Raw genomic sequence first — 12,336 nt, 5'->3', positions numbered from 1 at the left:
CCATGGCGGTCACGCCTTTCCGAATCGGACTGCTGCTGTTCCCGAACATCACCCAGCTCGACCTGACCGGCCCCTATGAGGTGTTCACCAAGCTGCCGGGCGCCGAGGTGCGGCTCGTCTGGAAGACCCGCGATCCTGTCACCGCAGGCGGTGGGATGCAGCTGATCCCGGACACCATGTTCGCCGAATGCCCGCAGCTCGACCTGATCTGTGTGCCCGGCGGCGCAGGGATGAACCCGCTGCTCACCGATGTCGAGACACTCGACTTCCTGCGCGCCCAGGCGAAGGGCGCGCGCTACGTCACGTCGGTCTGCACCGGTGCGCTGGTTCTTGGCGCGGCCGGGCTGCTGCGCGGCAAGCGGGCGACCACGCACTGGATGAGCCACGACATGCTCGCGCCGTTCGGCGCGATCCCGACCAAGCGGCGCGTCGTGATCGACGGCGCGGTCATCACGGGCGGCGGTGTGACCGCGGGGATCGACTTCGCGCTCGCGGTCGCTGCCGAGATCGCCGGAGCCGAGACGGCGCAGGCGATCCAGCTCGGCCTGGAATACGACCCGCATCCGCCCTTCGATGCCGGCCATCCCGATCGCGCGGATGCGACGCTGGTCGCGCGGGTCCACGGCGCGGCCGCCGCACGGCAGGCTGAGCGCGCAGCCCTTGTCCGTCAGGCGGCGTCCGCGCTCGACCTCACACCGTGAACTGCTCGGCGATGATGCGCTCGCTCAACGAGTGGTCCGGGTCGAACAGCATGGTCAGCGACACGTCGCGGTCCTCCCGCACGGTGACGCGCAGCACGTCGCGCACCTCGGTGTAGTCGGCGACCGCCGCCACGGGCCGCTTCTCCGCCTCCAGCACCTCGAACACCACCTCCGAGCTCGCCGGCAGCAGGGCGCCGCGCCAGCGCCGCGGCCGGAACGCGCTGATCGGCGTCAGCGGCAACAGGTTCGCGCCCAAGGGCACGATCGGTCCGTGCGCGGACAGGTTGTAGGCGGTCGAGCCGGCCGGGGTGGAGATCAGCACGCCGTCGCAGATCAGCTCGGGCAGGCGCACCGTGCCGTCCACCAGGATGCGGATCTTCGCCGCCTGGCGCTGCTCGCGCAGCAGCGATACCTCGTTGATCGCCAGTGCCTCGGCGGCGCCGTCGATCACGGTCTCGGCACGCATCCGCAACGGGTGCAGCACGGCGGCCTGGGCGCGGGCGACGCGCTCGGGCAGGTCCTCCTCGCGGTGGTCGTTCATGAGGAACCCGACCGAGCCGCAGTTCATGCCGTAGATCGGCCGATTCTGCCCGAGGAAGCGGTGCTGCGTCTCCAGCATGAAGCCGTCGCCGCCGAGGGCGACGATCGCGTCCGCGGTCTCGGGAGCGGTCTCGCCGTAGCGCGCCACCAGTCGATCGCGCGCCTCCCGCGCCACCGCCGTGTCGGCGGCGAGGAAGGCGAGCCGGGGAAGACTCACGCCAGCACGCGGTGGTCCAGCACCGGCATGTCGCGCCGCACCCGCTCGGTCACGGCGTGGTCGATGCGCGCGGTTGCGAAGCCCTCGCCATCCGACACCTTGGCCACCACATGGCCCCAGGGATCGATCACCAGCGAATGGCCGTAGGTGAAGCGCGGCTGACCCTTCTCCTCGTGCCTGCCCCAGGTCGCGGCGGCGACCACCCAGCACTGGGTCTCGATCGCGCGGGCGCGCAACAGAGTCTCCCAGTGGTCCTTGCCGGTCTGGAGCGTGAACGCCGCCGGCACCACGATCACGTTGGCACCCTTCTGGCGGAGCTTCAGGTAAAGCTCCGGGAAGCGCACGTCGTAGCAGATCGTGCAGCCGACCGTGGACCCGTCGGCCTGGTAGGTGACGACATCCTCGCCGCGGCCGAAGGTCGCGCTCTCGCGGTAGCCGGTGCCGTCGGGGGCGACGATGTCGAACAGGTGGATCTTGCGATAGCGCGCCAGTTCCTGCCCCTCGGGGCTGAACACCACGGTGGTGTTGTAGAGCTTCTCGCCCGCATCCTCGGCCATCGAGCCGCCATGCACGACGATGCGGTGCTTCACCGCGAGATCGCGCAGGAAGGTATAGGCGGGGCCGGGTTCGTTCGAACCACCCGTGCAGGGCAGGCGCTCGGCGGCGGCCCGCTTGGCGGCGGCATCGCCGCCAAGGCAGGTCCACATCTCAGGGAGGACTACGAAGTCGGGCCGGTCGGCCGCGATCGCCGCCTCCGCCAGCCGCGCGGCTGCGGCGATGTTCTTGGCCTTGTCGTGGCCCGGGTTCATCTGGATCACGCTCGCGCGCATGACGGCGGTTCCTTGCGGTCGGACGAGGACGGGTGGCGGCGATCAGCCGCCGGTGAGGCTCATGTGGCGCGCGACCGCGGGGCGGTTGCGGCGGCGGTCGATGACGAAGTCATGCCCCTTCGGCTTGCGCTCGATCGCTTCGAGGATCGCCGCCTCGAGGGCTGCGTCGTCGCCCGAGGCGCGGAGCGGCGTGCGCAGGTCAGCCGCATCATCCTGGCCGAGGCACATGTACATGGTGCCGGTGCAAGTGAGCCGCACGCGGTTGCAGGACTCGCAGAAATTATGGGTCATCGGCGTGATGAAGCCGATGCGCTGGCCGGTCTCGCCGACATTGACGTAGCGCGCGGGCCCACCCGTCGCGTAGTCGGTCTCGGTGAGCGTCCAGGACTTGGCAAGCCTGGCGCGCACGATCGAGAGCGGCAGGTACTGGTCGGTGCGATCGCCGTCGATGTCGCCCATCGGCATGGTCTCGATCAGGCAGAGGTCGAAGCCGTGCTCGCCGCACCAGGCGACCATGCGGTCCAACTCGTCCTCGTTCACGCCCTTGAGCGCCACCGCGTTGATCTTGATCGCGAGCCCCGCCGCCTTTGCGGCGAAAATGCCATCCAGCGTCTTCTCGATCCGGCCCCAGCGGGTGATCGCGGTGAACTTTGCCGGGTCGAGCGTGTCGAGGCTCACATTGATCCGCCGCACCCCGGCCGCCGCCAGGTCGCCGGCGAACCGGGTGAGCTGGCTGCCATTGGTGGTGACGGTCAGCTCGTCGAGCCCATGGCCGATCCTCGCCCCGAGGCCGCGCACCAGCCGCATCACGTCGCGCCGCACCAGCGGCTCGCCGCCGGTCAGCCGGATCTTGCGCACGCCGAGCCGGATGAACGCCGCCGAGACACGCTCCAGCTCCTCGAGCGTCAGCAGCTCGGCCTTGGGCAGGAAGGTCATCTCCTCCGCCATGCAGTAGACACAGCGAAGGTCGCAGCGGTCGGTAACCGACACGCGGAGGTAGGTGATCTCTCGTCCGAACGGGTCGCGCATCGCCTGCCTGGATCGCCTCGGTGGACCTCAGGAATGTAGGGTGCGCGTCTGCCCCTGTCCAACCGGGGACGGGGTGGGGGCCTTGCCAGGAAATTGCCGCTATTGTTGAGGAAGGACGTCGGGCCGCTCGAACGGTGCGTCTGGGCGTCATTCATCGGGGGATGTGTCCATGTCGTTGGTCGGCGCCGCCTCCCGTCGTGCCGGAGCGAGAGGGCGGATCTGCGCGCATTCGGGCCTTCGGGGATGAGCAACTGCGTCATGCTTGCCGAACTCGTCTGCGCCCGGCTGACCCACGATCTCAGCGGCCCTCTCGCGACAATCGCAGGCGCGGTCGAGCTGCTGTCGCTCGATGATGAGGAGGCGCGCCAGGAGGCCATGCAACTGGCCGGCGAGGCGACGGCCCAGCTCGCCCACCGGCTGAAATACCTGCGCGCCGCCTGGGGGGCGGGTGGACAGGAGCTCACCATCGCAGCGATCGCCGCCATGGCGGCCGGCGTCCTCGGTGGCGGCCGGGTGGTGCTCGATATCGCGCGGGTGGCAGGCACCGACCGGTCGCTCGGCGCGCAGGGGCGCGTCCTGTTGAATGCTCTGATGGTGGCGGCGGACGCGTTGCCCCGCGGCGGTACGATCGTATGCGCCGGAGACCCCGGGACCCAGCTCGTGGTCCAGCCGGTGGGCGAGGGGGCCGCTTGGCCGCGCGGACTGGCGGGGCTGATTGCCGGCAACGATCCGATCGCAGCGGCGCAGGAAGCCGGACCGCGTGGCATCGCGGCGCCGATGATGATCGCACTCGCCCGGCGCGACGGCGTCGCCGTCTCCTTGCTGATGGGAAGCGGCCTGCCGCTCCTCGCGCTGTCGCCGGAGCGCCGCGCGGCCTCCGGCTGAGCGCGAGCCCCGCTGGGCTTTACGATTTCTTGGTCCGACGGCCTGCATGGTCCCGCCCGCATCAGTGCGGAGCGGGCGCATGGACGATCTTCTGGCTGACTTCCTGACCGAGACAAACGAGAGCCTGGCCGAACTCGACACGGCATTGATCCGGCTCGAGCAGTCGCCCGACGATCAGGCCACGCTGTCGTTGATCTTCCGGCTCGTCCACACGATCAAGGGAACCTGCGGCTTCCTCGGCCTGCCGCGGCTCGAGAAGGTGGCGCATGCAGGCGAGAACGTGCTCGGCCGCTTCCGCGACGGCACGCTCGTGCCCACGCCGAGCGCGATCACCGTCATCCTCCAGGCGATCGATCGGATCAAGCTGATCGTGGCCGGACTGGAGGCGACGGAGGCCGAGCCTCCGGGTGATGACTCGGCCCTGATCGGCGCGCTCAACGCGCTGATGGAGGGGGGCACGCCGGAGCCGGCTGCCGAGCCGGAGCCCGCTGCCGAGGCGGAGCCGGTCGTTGAGACGGTCGTTGAGACGGTGGACATTGCTCCGGCCGGTCCCGCGGTTGCACCGACGCCGGTCGCGGCGGATGCCGTCGAGGTGGCTGCGGTGCCCGGCGAGTCGGGTGTGGCGGCGCAGACGATCCGCGTCAGCGTCGAGGTGCTCGAGGACCTGATGACGCTCGTAAGCGAGCTCGTGCTTGCGCGCAACCAGCTCCTCCAGCTCGCGCGGACACAGGCGAACAGCCCCTTCACGGTGCCGCTGCAGCGGCTCAGTCACATCACCACCGACCTGCAGGAAGGGGTGATGAAGACGCGCATGCAGCCGATCGGCAATGCGTGGAACAAGCTGCCCCGGCTGGTACGCGATCTCGCACGTGAGACGGGCAAGAAGATCGAGCTGTCGATGCATGGCGCCGAGACCGAGCTCGACCGCCAGGTGCTTGAGTTCATCAAGGACCCGCTCACCCACATGGTGCGCAACTCGGCCGATCACGGGCTGGAAACCACCGCCGAGCGGCGCGCTGCCGGCAAGCCCGAGGTCGGGCGGATCAGCCTGAACGCGTTCCACGAGGGCGGGCACATCATCATCGAGATCGCCGACGACGGGCGGGGGCTGAACACCAGGCGGATTGCCGAGAAGGCAGTCGCCCAGGGGCTGGCGACCGAAGCCGAGATCGCGCAGATGTCCGAGACGGCCATTCACCAGTTCATCTTCCGCGCCGGCTTCTCGACGGCCGCCCAAGTCACCGCGGTCTCCGGCCGCGGCGTTGGCATGGACGTGGTGAAGACCAACATCGAGAAGATCGGCGGCACGATCGAACTGCGCAGCCGCGAGGGCCGCGGCACCACGGTCACCATCAAGATTCCGCTGACGCTCGCGATCGTCTCGGCGCTGATCGTCGAGTGCGCGCGCGAGCGGTTCGCGATCCCGCAGATCAGCGTCGTCGAGCTCGTGCGCACGGGTGGCGGGTCGGAGACCGCGATCGAGCGGATCAACCGCACGCCGGTGCTGCGCCTGCGCGACCGGCTCCTGCCGCTGGTCCGCCTGTCCAGCCTGCTCGCGCTGGAGGAAGGCGAGGCGCAGGAGGGAGCGGAGTCGTTCATCGTCGTCGCCAAGGTCGGCACCGAGAATTTCGGCCTGATCGTCGATCGCGTGTTCGACACCGAGGAGATCGTGGTCAAGCCGGTCGCGCCGATCCTGCGCGACATCACCCTGTTCTCCGGCAATACGATCCTCGGCGATGGCAGCGTGATCATGATCCTCGATCCGAACGGGATCGCGCGCACGGTCGGCATCGGCGCCGCCTCGGGCGCGGACCGTACGGGCATCGTCGAAGCCGCGCGGGCCGAGGCGGGGGCGTCCGGCGCCCGCACGTCGCTCCTGCTGTTCCGCGCCGGCGGCTCGGAGCCCAAGGCCGTGCCGCTCGGCCTGGTCGCGCGGCTCGAGGAGATCGCGGCGGAGCGGATCGAGCGCGCCGGGGCCCGGGCGATGGTGCAGTATCGCGGCCAGCTTATGCCGCTCGTGCCGATGGGGGTCGATCTCGACGATGCCAGCGTCGCGCGCCGCCCCGTGCTCGTGTTCAGCGATGGTGGGCGCAGCATGGGGCTCGTGGTCGACGAGATCCTCGATGTGGTTGAGGACGTGGTCAACATCCAGCTTGGCTCGGCACGCCCGGGCATTCTCGGCAGCGCCGTGATCGCGGAGCGCGCGACCGAGATCATCGACACCGGGCACTGGCTGGCACTCGCATCGGAGGACTGGTTTGCGAGCCGACGCAACGCCACCGCAGGGGCGCGCCCGCATCTGCTGGTGATCGATGACAGCGCGTTCTTCCGCCACATGCTGGTGCCGGTCCTGACGGCGGCCGGCTACGAGGTCACGGCGGCCGAGACGGCGGATGCCGCGCTCAAGCTGCGCGAGCAGGGAAGGCGGTTCGACGCGATCGTCTCGGACATCGAGATGCCGGGAATGGACGGCTTCGCCTTCGCCCGCGCCGTGCGCGAGGATCCCCGCTGGGCCGCACTGCCGCTGGTCGCGCTGACCAGCCGTGTGGCCGACGCGGACATCCTCCGCGGTCGCGAGGCCGGATTCACCGACTATGTCGCCAAGTTCGACCGCGAGGCGCTGCTTGCCGGCATCGCCCAGGTGCTGGCGACGCGCCGCGAGACGGAGGTCGCCTGAGATGAGCGCAACGGCCGAGATCACCCGCCCCGCGCAGGCCGCGCGTGGCACCAATGACGAGGCGCGCGACGTCTATGTCACGCTCACTGTCGGCGGCCAACTCTGCGGCATCCCGGTGCTGTCGGTGCGCGACATCCTCGGCCCGCAGACGATCACGCGCATCCCGCTCGCGCCGCCCGAGGTCGCGGGCAGCCTCAACCTGCGCGGGCGGATCGTGACGGCGATCGACCTTCGCCGCCGGCTCGGCGTGGCGCATGCCGGCTCCGGGGCGTCGATGAGCGTCGTCGTCGAGCATCAGGGCGAGCTGTACAGCCTGCTGGTCGACAATGTGGGCGAGGTGATGCGGCTTGATGCCCAGAGTCGGGAGCAGAACCCGCCCACCCTCGCGCCGGAATGGCGCGCCTTCTCGACCGGGATCTTCCGCCTCTCGGGCGAACTCCTGGTGGTGCTGGACGTCGCCACGGTGCTCGATCTCTGACATGGGCCTTTGCGGGAATCAGCGGAATGAAGACGTTCCTCGTCGTCGATGACAGCCGGGTCGTGCGCAAGGTGGCGCGCCGCATCCTCGAGGGCTTCGGCTTCGCGGTCGAGGAGGCCGAGGACGGCGCGCAGGCATTGACGGCCTGCCGCGCGAAGCTGCCGGATGCGATCCTGCTCGATTGGAACATGCCGGTAATGAATGGGCTCGAATTCCTGCATGCGCTGCGCGGTGAGTTCGGGGCCGACAATCCATCGGTGGTGTTCTGCACCACCGAGAACGAGCTGAGTCGGATCGAACAGGCGATCGAAGGTGGCGCGAACGAATACATCATGAAGCCTTTCGACGCCGAGATCATCCAATCCAAGCTGGCACAGGTCGGCCTGCTCTGATGGTTCTCGCCGCCCCTGCCGCCTCGCGCGCAGCCGCGGGCGAGCAGCCGATCCGCGTGCTTGTCTGCGACGACAGCGCCGTGATCCGTGGCCTGCTCGCCCGGCTGCTCGACAGTGATCCGGCGATCACGGTCGTCGGCACGGCATCGAACGGCCGCGATGTGCTCGGGCTGCAGGCGCGCGAGAAGCCGGACGTGGTGGTGCTCGACATCGAGATGCCGGTCATGGACGGGCTTGCGGCGCTGCCCGCGCTGCTGAGGGCCGATCCCGCCGTCCAGGTCGTGATGGCCTCGACGCTGACCACGCGCGGGGCCGATGTCACGATGAAGGCCTTGCGGTTGGGGGCGGCGGACTACGTTCCCAAGCCGACCGCGGTCGGCGGCATCGCCTCCGGGGACGGGTTCCGCCGCGATCTGGTCGAGAAGGTCAGGGCGCTCGGGCGCGTCGCGCAGCGACGGCGCGGTTCCGCGCGCCCGTCTCCCGCGGCGCCGCCGCCGCGAATCTCACCGCCGGTGCAACTCGCCGCGCCGCGAACCGTTGCTGCCGAACTGCTGGTGATCGGCTCCTCGACGGGCGGGCCGCAGGCCCTGTTCCGGGTGATGAAGGATCTCGGTCCACAGTTCCGCCTGCCGGTGCTGATCACCCAGCATATGCCCGCGACCTTCATCCCGATCCTCGCCGAGCACATCAGCAAGGTCGGCGGCCTGCCCTGTGCCGAGGCGAAGGACGGCGAGCGGATCGTTGCGGGGCGGGCCTATCTTGCGCCGGGCGACCGGCACATGCTGGTCGCCGGCGATCGGCACGCACCAGTGATCTCCCTGTCGTCCGCGCCGCCCGAGAATTTCTGCCGCCCGGCCGTCGATCCGATGCTCCGTAGCGCGACGGCTGTCATGGGCGGCCGGGTGCTGGCGGTGATCCTCACCGGCATGGGCCATGACGGACTCGCCGGCTGCCGCGGCCTCACCGCACAGGGTGGGGCCGTGATCGCCCAGGATGAGGCCACTTCCGTCGTCTGGGGCATGCCCGGCGCAGTGGCGCAGGCCGGGATCGCGTCCGCCATCGTGCCGGTCGGGGACATTGCGCGCGAGATCATGACCATGACCCGCAGCGTTGGAGCATTCGCATGAGCAGCGCCTCGTTCAGTCAGCTTGCTGAGTTCCTGCAGACGCGCTCCGGCCTGGTGCTGACGCCCGACAAGATGTACCTGGTGGAGACGCGGCTCGGCCCATTGATGAAGCGCGAAGGACTGCCCGATCTCTCCGCCCTGGTCGGGCGCGTGAAGGCGGCCTTGACCAGTCCGATCGCGAACGAGGTCGTCGAGCTGATGACGACCAACGAGACGCTGTTCTTCCGCGACGGCAAGCCGTTCGAGCATCTGAAGGAGAAGGTCTGGCCGCGGATGGCCGCGACCCGCGGGCCTTCGGGGACGATCCGCGTCTGGTCCGCGGCCTGCAGCAGCGGCCAGGAGGCGTATTCCGTCGCCATGTCGGCGCTCGACAACGCCGCCGTTCTCGGCGGATGCCGTGTCGAGATCCTCGGCACCGACATCGCGCGCGATGTGCTGAAGCGTGCCGAGCAGGGTCGCTACAGCCAGTTCGAGGTGCAACGCGGCCTGCCGATCGCGATGCTGATGCGCCACTTCAGGAAGGAGGGCGCGGATTGGCAGGTCAAGGAGCCCGTCCGCGCGATGGTGCGCTGGCGCGAGTGGAACCTGCTTCAGTCGCCCGCGCCGCTCGGCCGGTTCGATGTCGTGTTCCTGCGCAACGTGCTGATCTACTTCGATCAGCCTACCAAGGCACGGGTGCTCGATCAGATCGCCTCGGTTCTCGCCCCGGACGGGGTTCTCTATCTTGGCGGTGCCGAGACGGTGCTCGGCGTCACCAACCGCTTCGCGCCGCTCGACGGGGTACGATCCGCCTATACCCTTGCCTGACGTCGCCCCAGGTCTCCCCAAGCCGCTCCGGGCTTGCTAACGTCCGGTCCTGACGGATTTCCGTTGCTGACGGGAGGGAGAGACACCCATGCGCCATCTGCTGCTGGCAGGCGTCTTCGCGGCCGGGCTTGCCGCCGCGGCCGATGCCACAACGTTCCGATGGGCTAATGACGGCGACGTCAACTCGATGGACCCATACGCGCGGAACGAAACGTTCCTTCTGACATTCATGGGCAACATCTACGAGCCGCTCGTGCGCCGCGACCGCGAGCTCAAGATCGAGCCGGCGCTCGCGGTGCGCTGGGAGCAGCCGAGCCCGACCGTCTGGCGTTTCCACCTTCGCCCGGATGTCAAGTTCCATGACGGTACCGCCTTCACGGCCGAGGACGTCGTGTTCAGTGTGGCGCGTGCCAAGGGGCAGGGCTCCAACGTGTCGACCAAGCTCGCCACCGTGACGGAGGCGCGGGTGGTCGATCCGCTGACAGTGGAGTTCGTGACCGCCCAGCCGAACCCAATCCTGCTGGAGGAGATCGCTGACTTCTTCATCATGTCGAAGCGCTGGGCGGAGGCGAACAACGCCGCCCAGGCTGCCGACCTGACTCGGCGCGAGGAGAACTACGCCACCCGCAACGCCAACGGCACCGGACCGTTCCGGCTGGTCTCCCGCGAACCCGACCAGCGTACCGTGCTCGAGCCGAATGCCGGCTGGTGGGACCGGGCGGAACACAACCTCACCCGTGTCGAGTTCAACGTGATCGCCAACGCGGCGACGCGCGTGGCGGCACTGCTCTCGGGCGAGGTGGACATGGTCTACACCGTTCCGCCACAGGACGTGGAGCGGATCGGCCGTACCCAGGGTTTCCGCATCCACCAGAAGGCCGAGCTGCGCACGATCTTCCTCGGCTTCGACCAGAGCCGCGATCAGCTCCTGAAGTCCGACGTGCAGGGCAGGAACCCGTTCAAGGATGTTCGCGTGCGGCGCGCCTTCGTGCATGCGATCGATGTCGAGGCGATCCGCTCGCGCGTGATGCGCGGCCAGTCGCGCCCCTCCTGGCTGATGGTGGGGCCCGGGATCAACGGCTTCGACGAGGATCTCGACAAGGCGCGCCCGCGCGTCGATCTCGACGCGGCCCGGCGCCTGCTGGCCGAGGCCGGCTATCCGAACGGGTTCGGCGTGACCATGGACTGCCCGAACGACCGCTACGTCAACGACGAGGCGATCTGCCAGGCGGTGACCGCCATGCTCGCGCGCATCGGCGTGCGCGTGACCTTGGCGGCGCAGACCCGGGCACGCTACTTCGCCGAGATCCTGGGGCCGCGCTACAATACCAGCTTCTATCTGCTGGGTTGGACGCCCGCGACCTACGACGCCCATAACATGCTGTTCAACCTCGCCGCGACCCGGCGGGGCGATCAGGGGCAGTTCAATGTCGGTGGCTACTCGAACCCGCGGGTCGACGAGCTCACGGCCAAGATCGCGGTCGAGACCAACATCGCCGAGCGCAACCGGATGATTTCGGAGGCGTTCCGCATCCATGCCGAGGATGTCGGCCATATTCCGCTGCACCAGCAGCAGGTGATCTGGGCAGCCAAGACCAACATCGAGCTCGTGCAGCTCGCCGACAACTGGTTCCCGCTGCGCTTCGTGCGCGTACGCTGAGCCGCGTCCGATGGGTGATCGGCGGGACCCTTCGGGTCCCGCCTTTTCGTTGGGGAGAAGAGATGGAGCGCGTGGGATTCATCGGCCTCGGCACCATGGGCGGGCCGATGGCGGCCAATATCCGCCGGCGCCAGTTCCCGATGGCGGTGCACGACGTGCGGGCGGAGGCGATGGCGCGGCTGGCCGAGCTCGGCGCCGAACCGGCCGAAGGGGCGGCGGCGGTCGCGCGCGCGGCCGATGTCGTGATCACCATGCTGCCCGGGCCGAAGGAGGTATCGGCGACACTCGCCGCCATCCTCACCGAGGCGCGGCCGGGCATGCTTGTGATGGACATGTCCACGGTCGATCCCGAGACCACGGACGCCGCCGCGGCAGCGTGCCGGCCCAAGGGCGTGGCCTTCGTCGATGCGCCGGTGGGGCGGCTCAGCCAGCACGCCGAGCGCGGCGAGAGCCTGTTCATGGTCGGCGCCGAGGCGGACGATTTCGCGCGCGTGAAGCCGCTGCTCGAGGCCATGGGCACGACCATCCATCACTGCGGGCTGCCCGGTGCGGGAACCCGCACCAAGCTCGTGAACAACCTGATGACCGTGTGTCTCTGCGCGCTGAACGCCGAGGCGCTGACGCTCGCCTCCGCCTTCGGGCTCGATCTCGGGAAGACGCTCGCGGTGCTGAACGGCACGACCGCGGTGAACGGGCAGCTCAGCGTGAACTATCCGAACAAGGCGCTCGCCGGCGATCTCGCGCCCGGGTTCATGATCGACCTCGCGCACAAGGATCTCAGCCTGATCCTCGCGGCGGGCAATGCGGCGAAGGTGCCGCTCGCGGCGACCGCGGCGATCCGCGAGCTGTATTCGATCGCGCGCGGCGCCGGCCGGGGGCGGCAGGACATGACAGCGGTGCTGGACACGCTGTGCGACCTCGCCGGCGTGCAGGCGCCGCGGAACGGGTAAGACCGGGCTGCCAAAGGTTTGACTTTGGCAGCCCGGTATCGCGC

The 12,336-nt window shown here is 69.2% G+C and carries 12 protein-coding genes; 9 read left to right on the top strand and 3 right to left on the bottom strand.

The features are described from left to right. The first annotated feature begins 2 nt into the window (after window positions 1-2). Entirely contained in the window at window positions 3-701 is a 699-nt protein-coding gene (locus F563_RS0104855) for a DJ-1/PfpI family protein (RefSeq protein ID WP_019013522.1), read from the top strand. Here the strand turns inward: F563_RS0104855 and F563_RS0104850 are convergent. The 3 genes from F563_RS0104850 to moaA are packed head-to-tail and all read right to left on the bottom strand — an operon-like array spanning window position 691 to window position 3,317. Then, window positions 691-1,458 carry an NAD kinase gene (locus F563_RS0104850; RefSeq protein ID WP_019013521.1) on the bottom strand — a complete coding sequence of 256 codons (768 nt, stop codon included), beginning with the start codon at window positions 1,456-1,458 and terminating at the stop codon, window positions 691-693. The genes F563_RS0104855 and F563_RS0104850 overlap by 11 nt on opposite strands. Beyond that, window positions 1,455-2,288: a carbon-nitrogen hydrolase family protein gene (locus F563_RS0104845; RefSeq protein ID WP_019013520.1), complete on the bottom strand. Its 834-nt coding sequence runs from the start codon at window positions 2,286-2,288 to the stop codon at window positions 1,455-1,457. The genes F563_RS0104850 and F563_RS0104845 overlap by 4 nt, the downstream gene beginning before the upstream one ends. Window positions 2,289-2,330: 42 nt before the next feature. Beyond that, a complete protein-coding gene (moaA, locus tag F563_RS0104840) occupies window positions 2,331-3,317 on the bottom strand; it encodes a GTP 3',8-cyclase MoaA (RefSeq protein ID WP_019013519.1) in 987 nt (328 codons plus the stop codon). A 258-nt stretch (window positions 3,318-3,575) separates the two neighbouring features. Between moaA and F563_RS0104835 the strand changes: the two genes are divergently transcribed. From F563_RS0104835 to F563_RS0104800, 8 genes are all read left to right on the top strand, one after another. Next, the gene (locus F563_RS0104835; RefSeq protein WP_162140568.1) at window positions 3,576-4,202 is read left to right on the top strand and encodes a histidine phosphotransferase family protein; all 627 of its coding nucleotides are present in this window, start codon (window positions 3,576-3,578) and stop codon (window positions 4,200-4,202) included. Window positions 4,203-4,281: 79 nt separating this feature from the next. Next, window positions 4,282-6,879, top strand: a complete 2,598-nt coding sequence (locus tag F563_RS0104830) for a hybrid sensor histidine kinase/response regulator (protein WP_019013517.1) — start codon at window positions 4,282-4,284, stop codon at window positions 6,877-6,879. 1 nt (window position 6,880) lies between these two features. Next, window positions 6,881-7,357 (top strand): chemotaxis protein CheW, encoded by a 477-nt coding sequence (locus F563_RS0104825; protein WP_019013516.1) that lies wholly within the window; start codon window positions 6,881-6,883, stop codon window positions 7,355-7,357. 26 nt (window positions 7,358-7,383) lie between these two features. After that, on the top strand, window positions 7,384-7,749 hold the full coding sequence (locus F563_RS0104820) for a response regulator (protein WP_019013515.1): 366 nt from the start codon (window positions 7,384-7,386) through the stop codon (window positions 7,747-7,749). After that, window positions 7,749-8,876, top strand: a complete 1,128-nt coding sequence (locus tag F563_RS0104815) for a protein-glutamate methylesterase/protein-glutamine glutaminase (RefSeq protein WP_019013514.1) — start codon at window positions 7,749-7,751, stop codon at window positions 8,874-8,876. The genes F563_RS0104820 and F563_RS0104815 overlap by 1 nt, the downstream gene beginning before the upstream one ends. Then, on the top strand, window positions 8,873-9,682 hold the full coding sequence (locus F563_RS0104810; protein ID WP_019013513.1) for a CheR family methyltransferase: 810 nt from the start codon (window positions 8,873-8,875) through the stop codon (window positions 9,680-9,682). Before F563_RS0104815 ends, F563_RS0104810 begins: the two co-directional genes overlap by 4 nt. A gap of 88 nt (window positions 9,683-9,770) precedes the next feature. Further along, window positions 9,771-11,342 carry an ABC transporter substrate-binding protein gene (locus F563_RS0104805; RefSeq protein ID WP_019013512.1) on the top strand — a complete coding sequence of 524 codons (1,572 nt, stop codon included), beginning with the start codon at window positions 9,771-9,773 and terminating at the stop codon, window positions 11,340-11,342. Window positions 11,343-11,404: 62 nt separating this feature from the next. Beyond that, window positions 11,405-12,292: an NAD(P)-dependent oxidoreductase gene (locus F563_RS0104800; RefSeq protein WP_019013511.1), complete on the top strand. Its 888-nt coding sequence runs from the start codon at window positions 11,405-11,407 to the stop codon at window positions 12,290-12,292. The last annotated feature ends 44 nt before the right edge of the window (window positions 12,293-12,336 follow it).

The organism is Elioraea tepidiphila DSM 17972 (genome assembly GCF_000378465.1).
Classification (GTDB): Bacteria; Pseudomonadota; Alphaproteobacteria; order Acetobacterales; family Acetobacteraceae; genus Elioraea; species Elioraea tepidiphila.
This window is presented reverse-complemented; position numbering and strand designations above follow the sequence as displayed.

Coding starts and splice junctions, on each gene's coding strand:
- F563_RS0104820 (WP_019013515.1), top strand. CDS start 7,384: ATGAAGACGTTCCTCGTCGTCGATGACAGCCGGGTCGTGCGCAAGGTG.
- F563_RS0104800 (WP_019013511.1), top strand. CDS start 11,405: ATGGAGCGCGTGGGATTCATCGGCCTCGGCACCATGGGCGGGCCGATG.
- F563_RS0104815 (WP_019013514.1), top strand. CDS start 7,749: ATGGTTCTCGCCGCCCCTGCCGCCTCGCGCGCAGCCGCGGGCGAGCAG.
- F563_RS0104810 (WP_019013513.1), top strand. CDS start 8,873: ATGAGCAGCGCCTCGTTCAGTCAGCTTGCTGAGTTCCTGCAGACGCGC.
- F563_RS0104845 (WP_019013520.1), bottom strand. CDS start 2,288: ATGCGCGCGAGCGTGATCCAGATGAACCCGGGCCACGACAAGGCCAAG.
- F563_RS0104825 (WP_019013516.1), top strand. CDS start 6,881: ATGAGCGCAACGGCCGAGATCACCCGCCCCGCGCAGGCCGCGCGTGGC.
- F563_RS0104830 (WP_019013517.1), top strand. CDS start 4,282: ATGGACGATCTTCTGGCTGACTTCCTGACCGAGACAAACGAGAGCCTG.
- F563_RS0104855 (WP_019013522.1), top strand. CDS start 3: ATGGCGGTCACGCCTTTCCGAATCGGACTGCTGCTGTTCCCGAACATC.
- F563_RS0104835 (WP_162140568.1), top strand. CDS start 3,576: ATGCTTGCCGAACTCGTCTGCGCCCGGCTGACCCACGATCTCAGCGGC.
- F563_RS0104805 (WP_019013512.1), top strand. CDS start 9,771: ATGCGCCATCTGCTGCTGGCAGGCGTCTTCGCGGCCGGGCTTGCCGCC.
- moaA (WP_019013519.1), bottom strand. CDS start 3,317: ATGCGCGACCCGTTCGGACGAGAGATCACCTACCTCCGCGTGTCGGTT.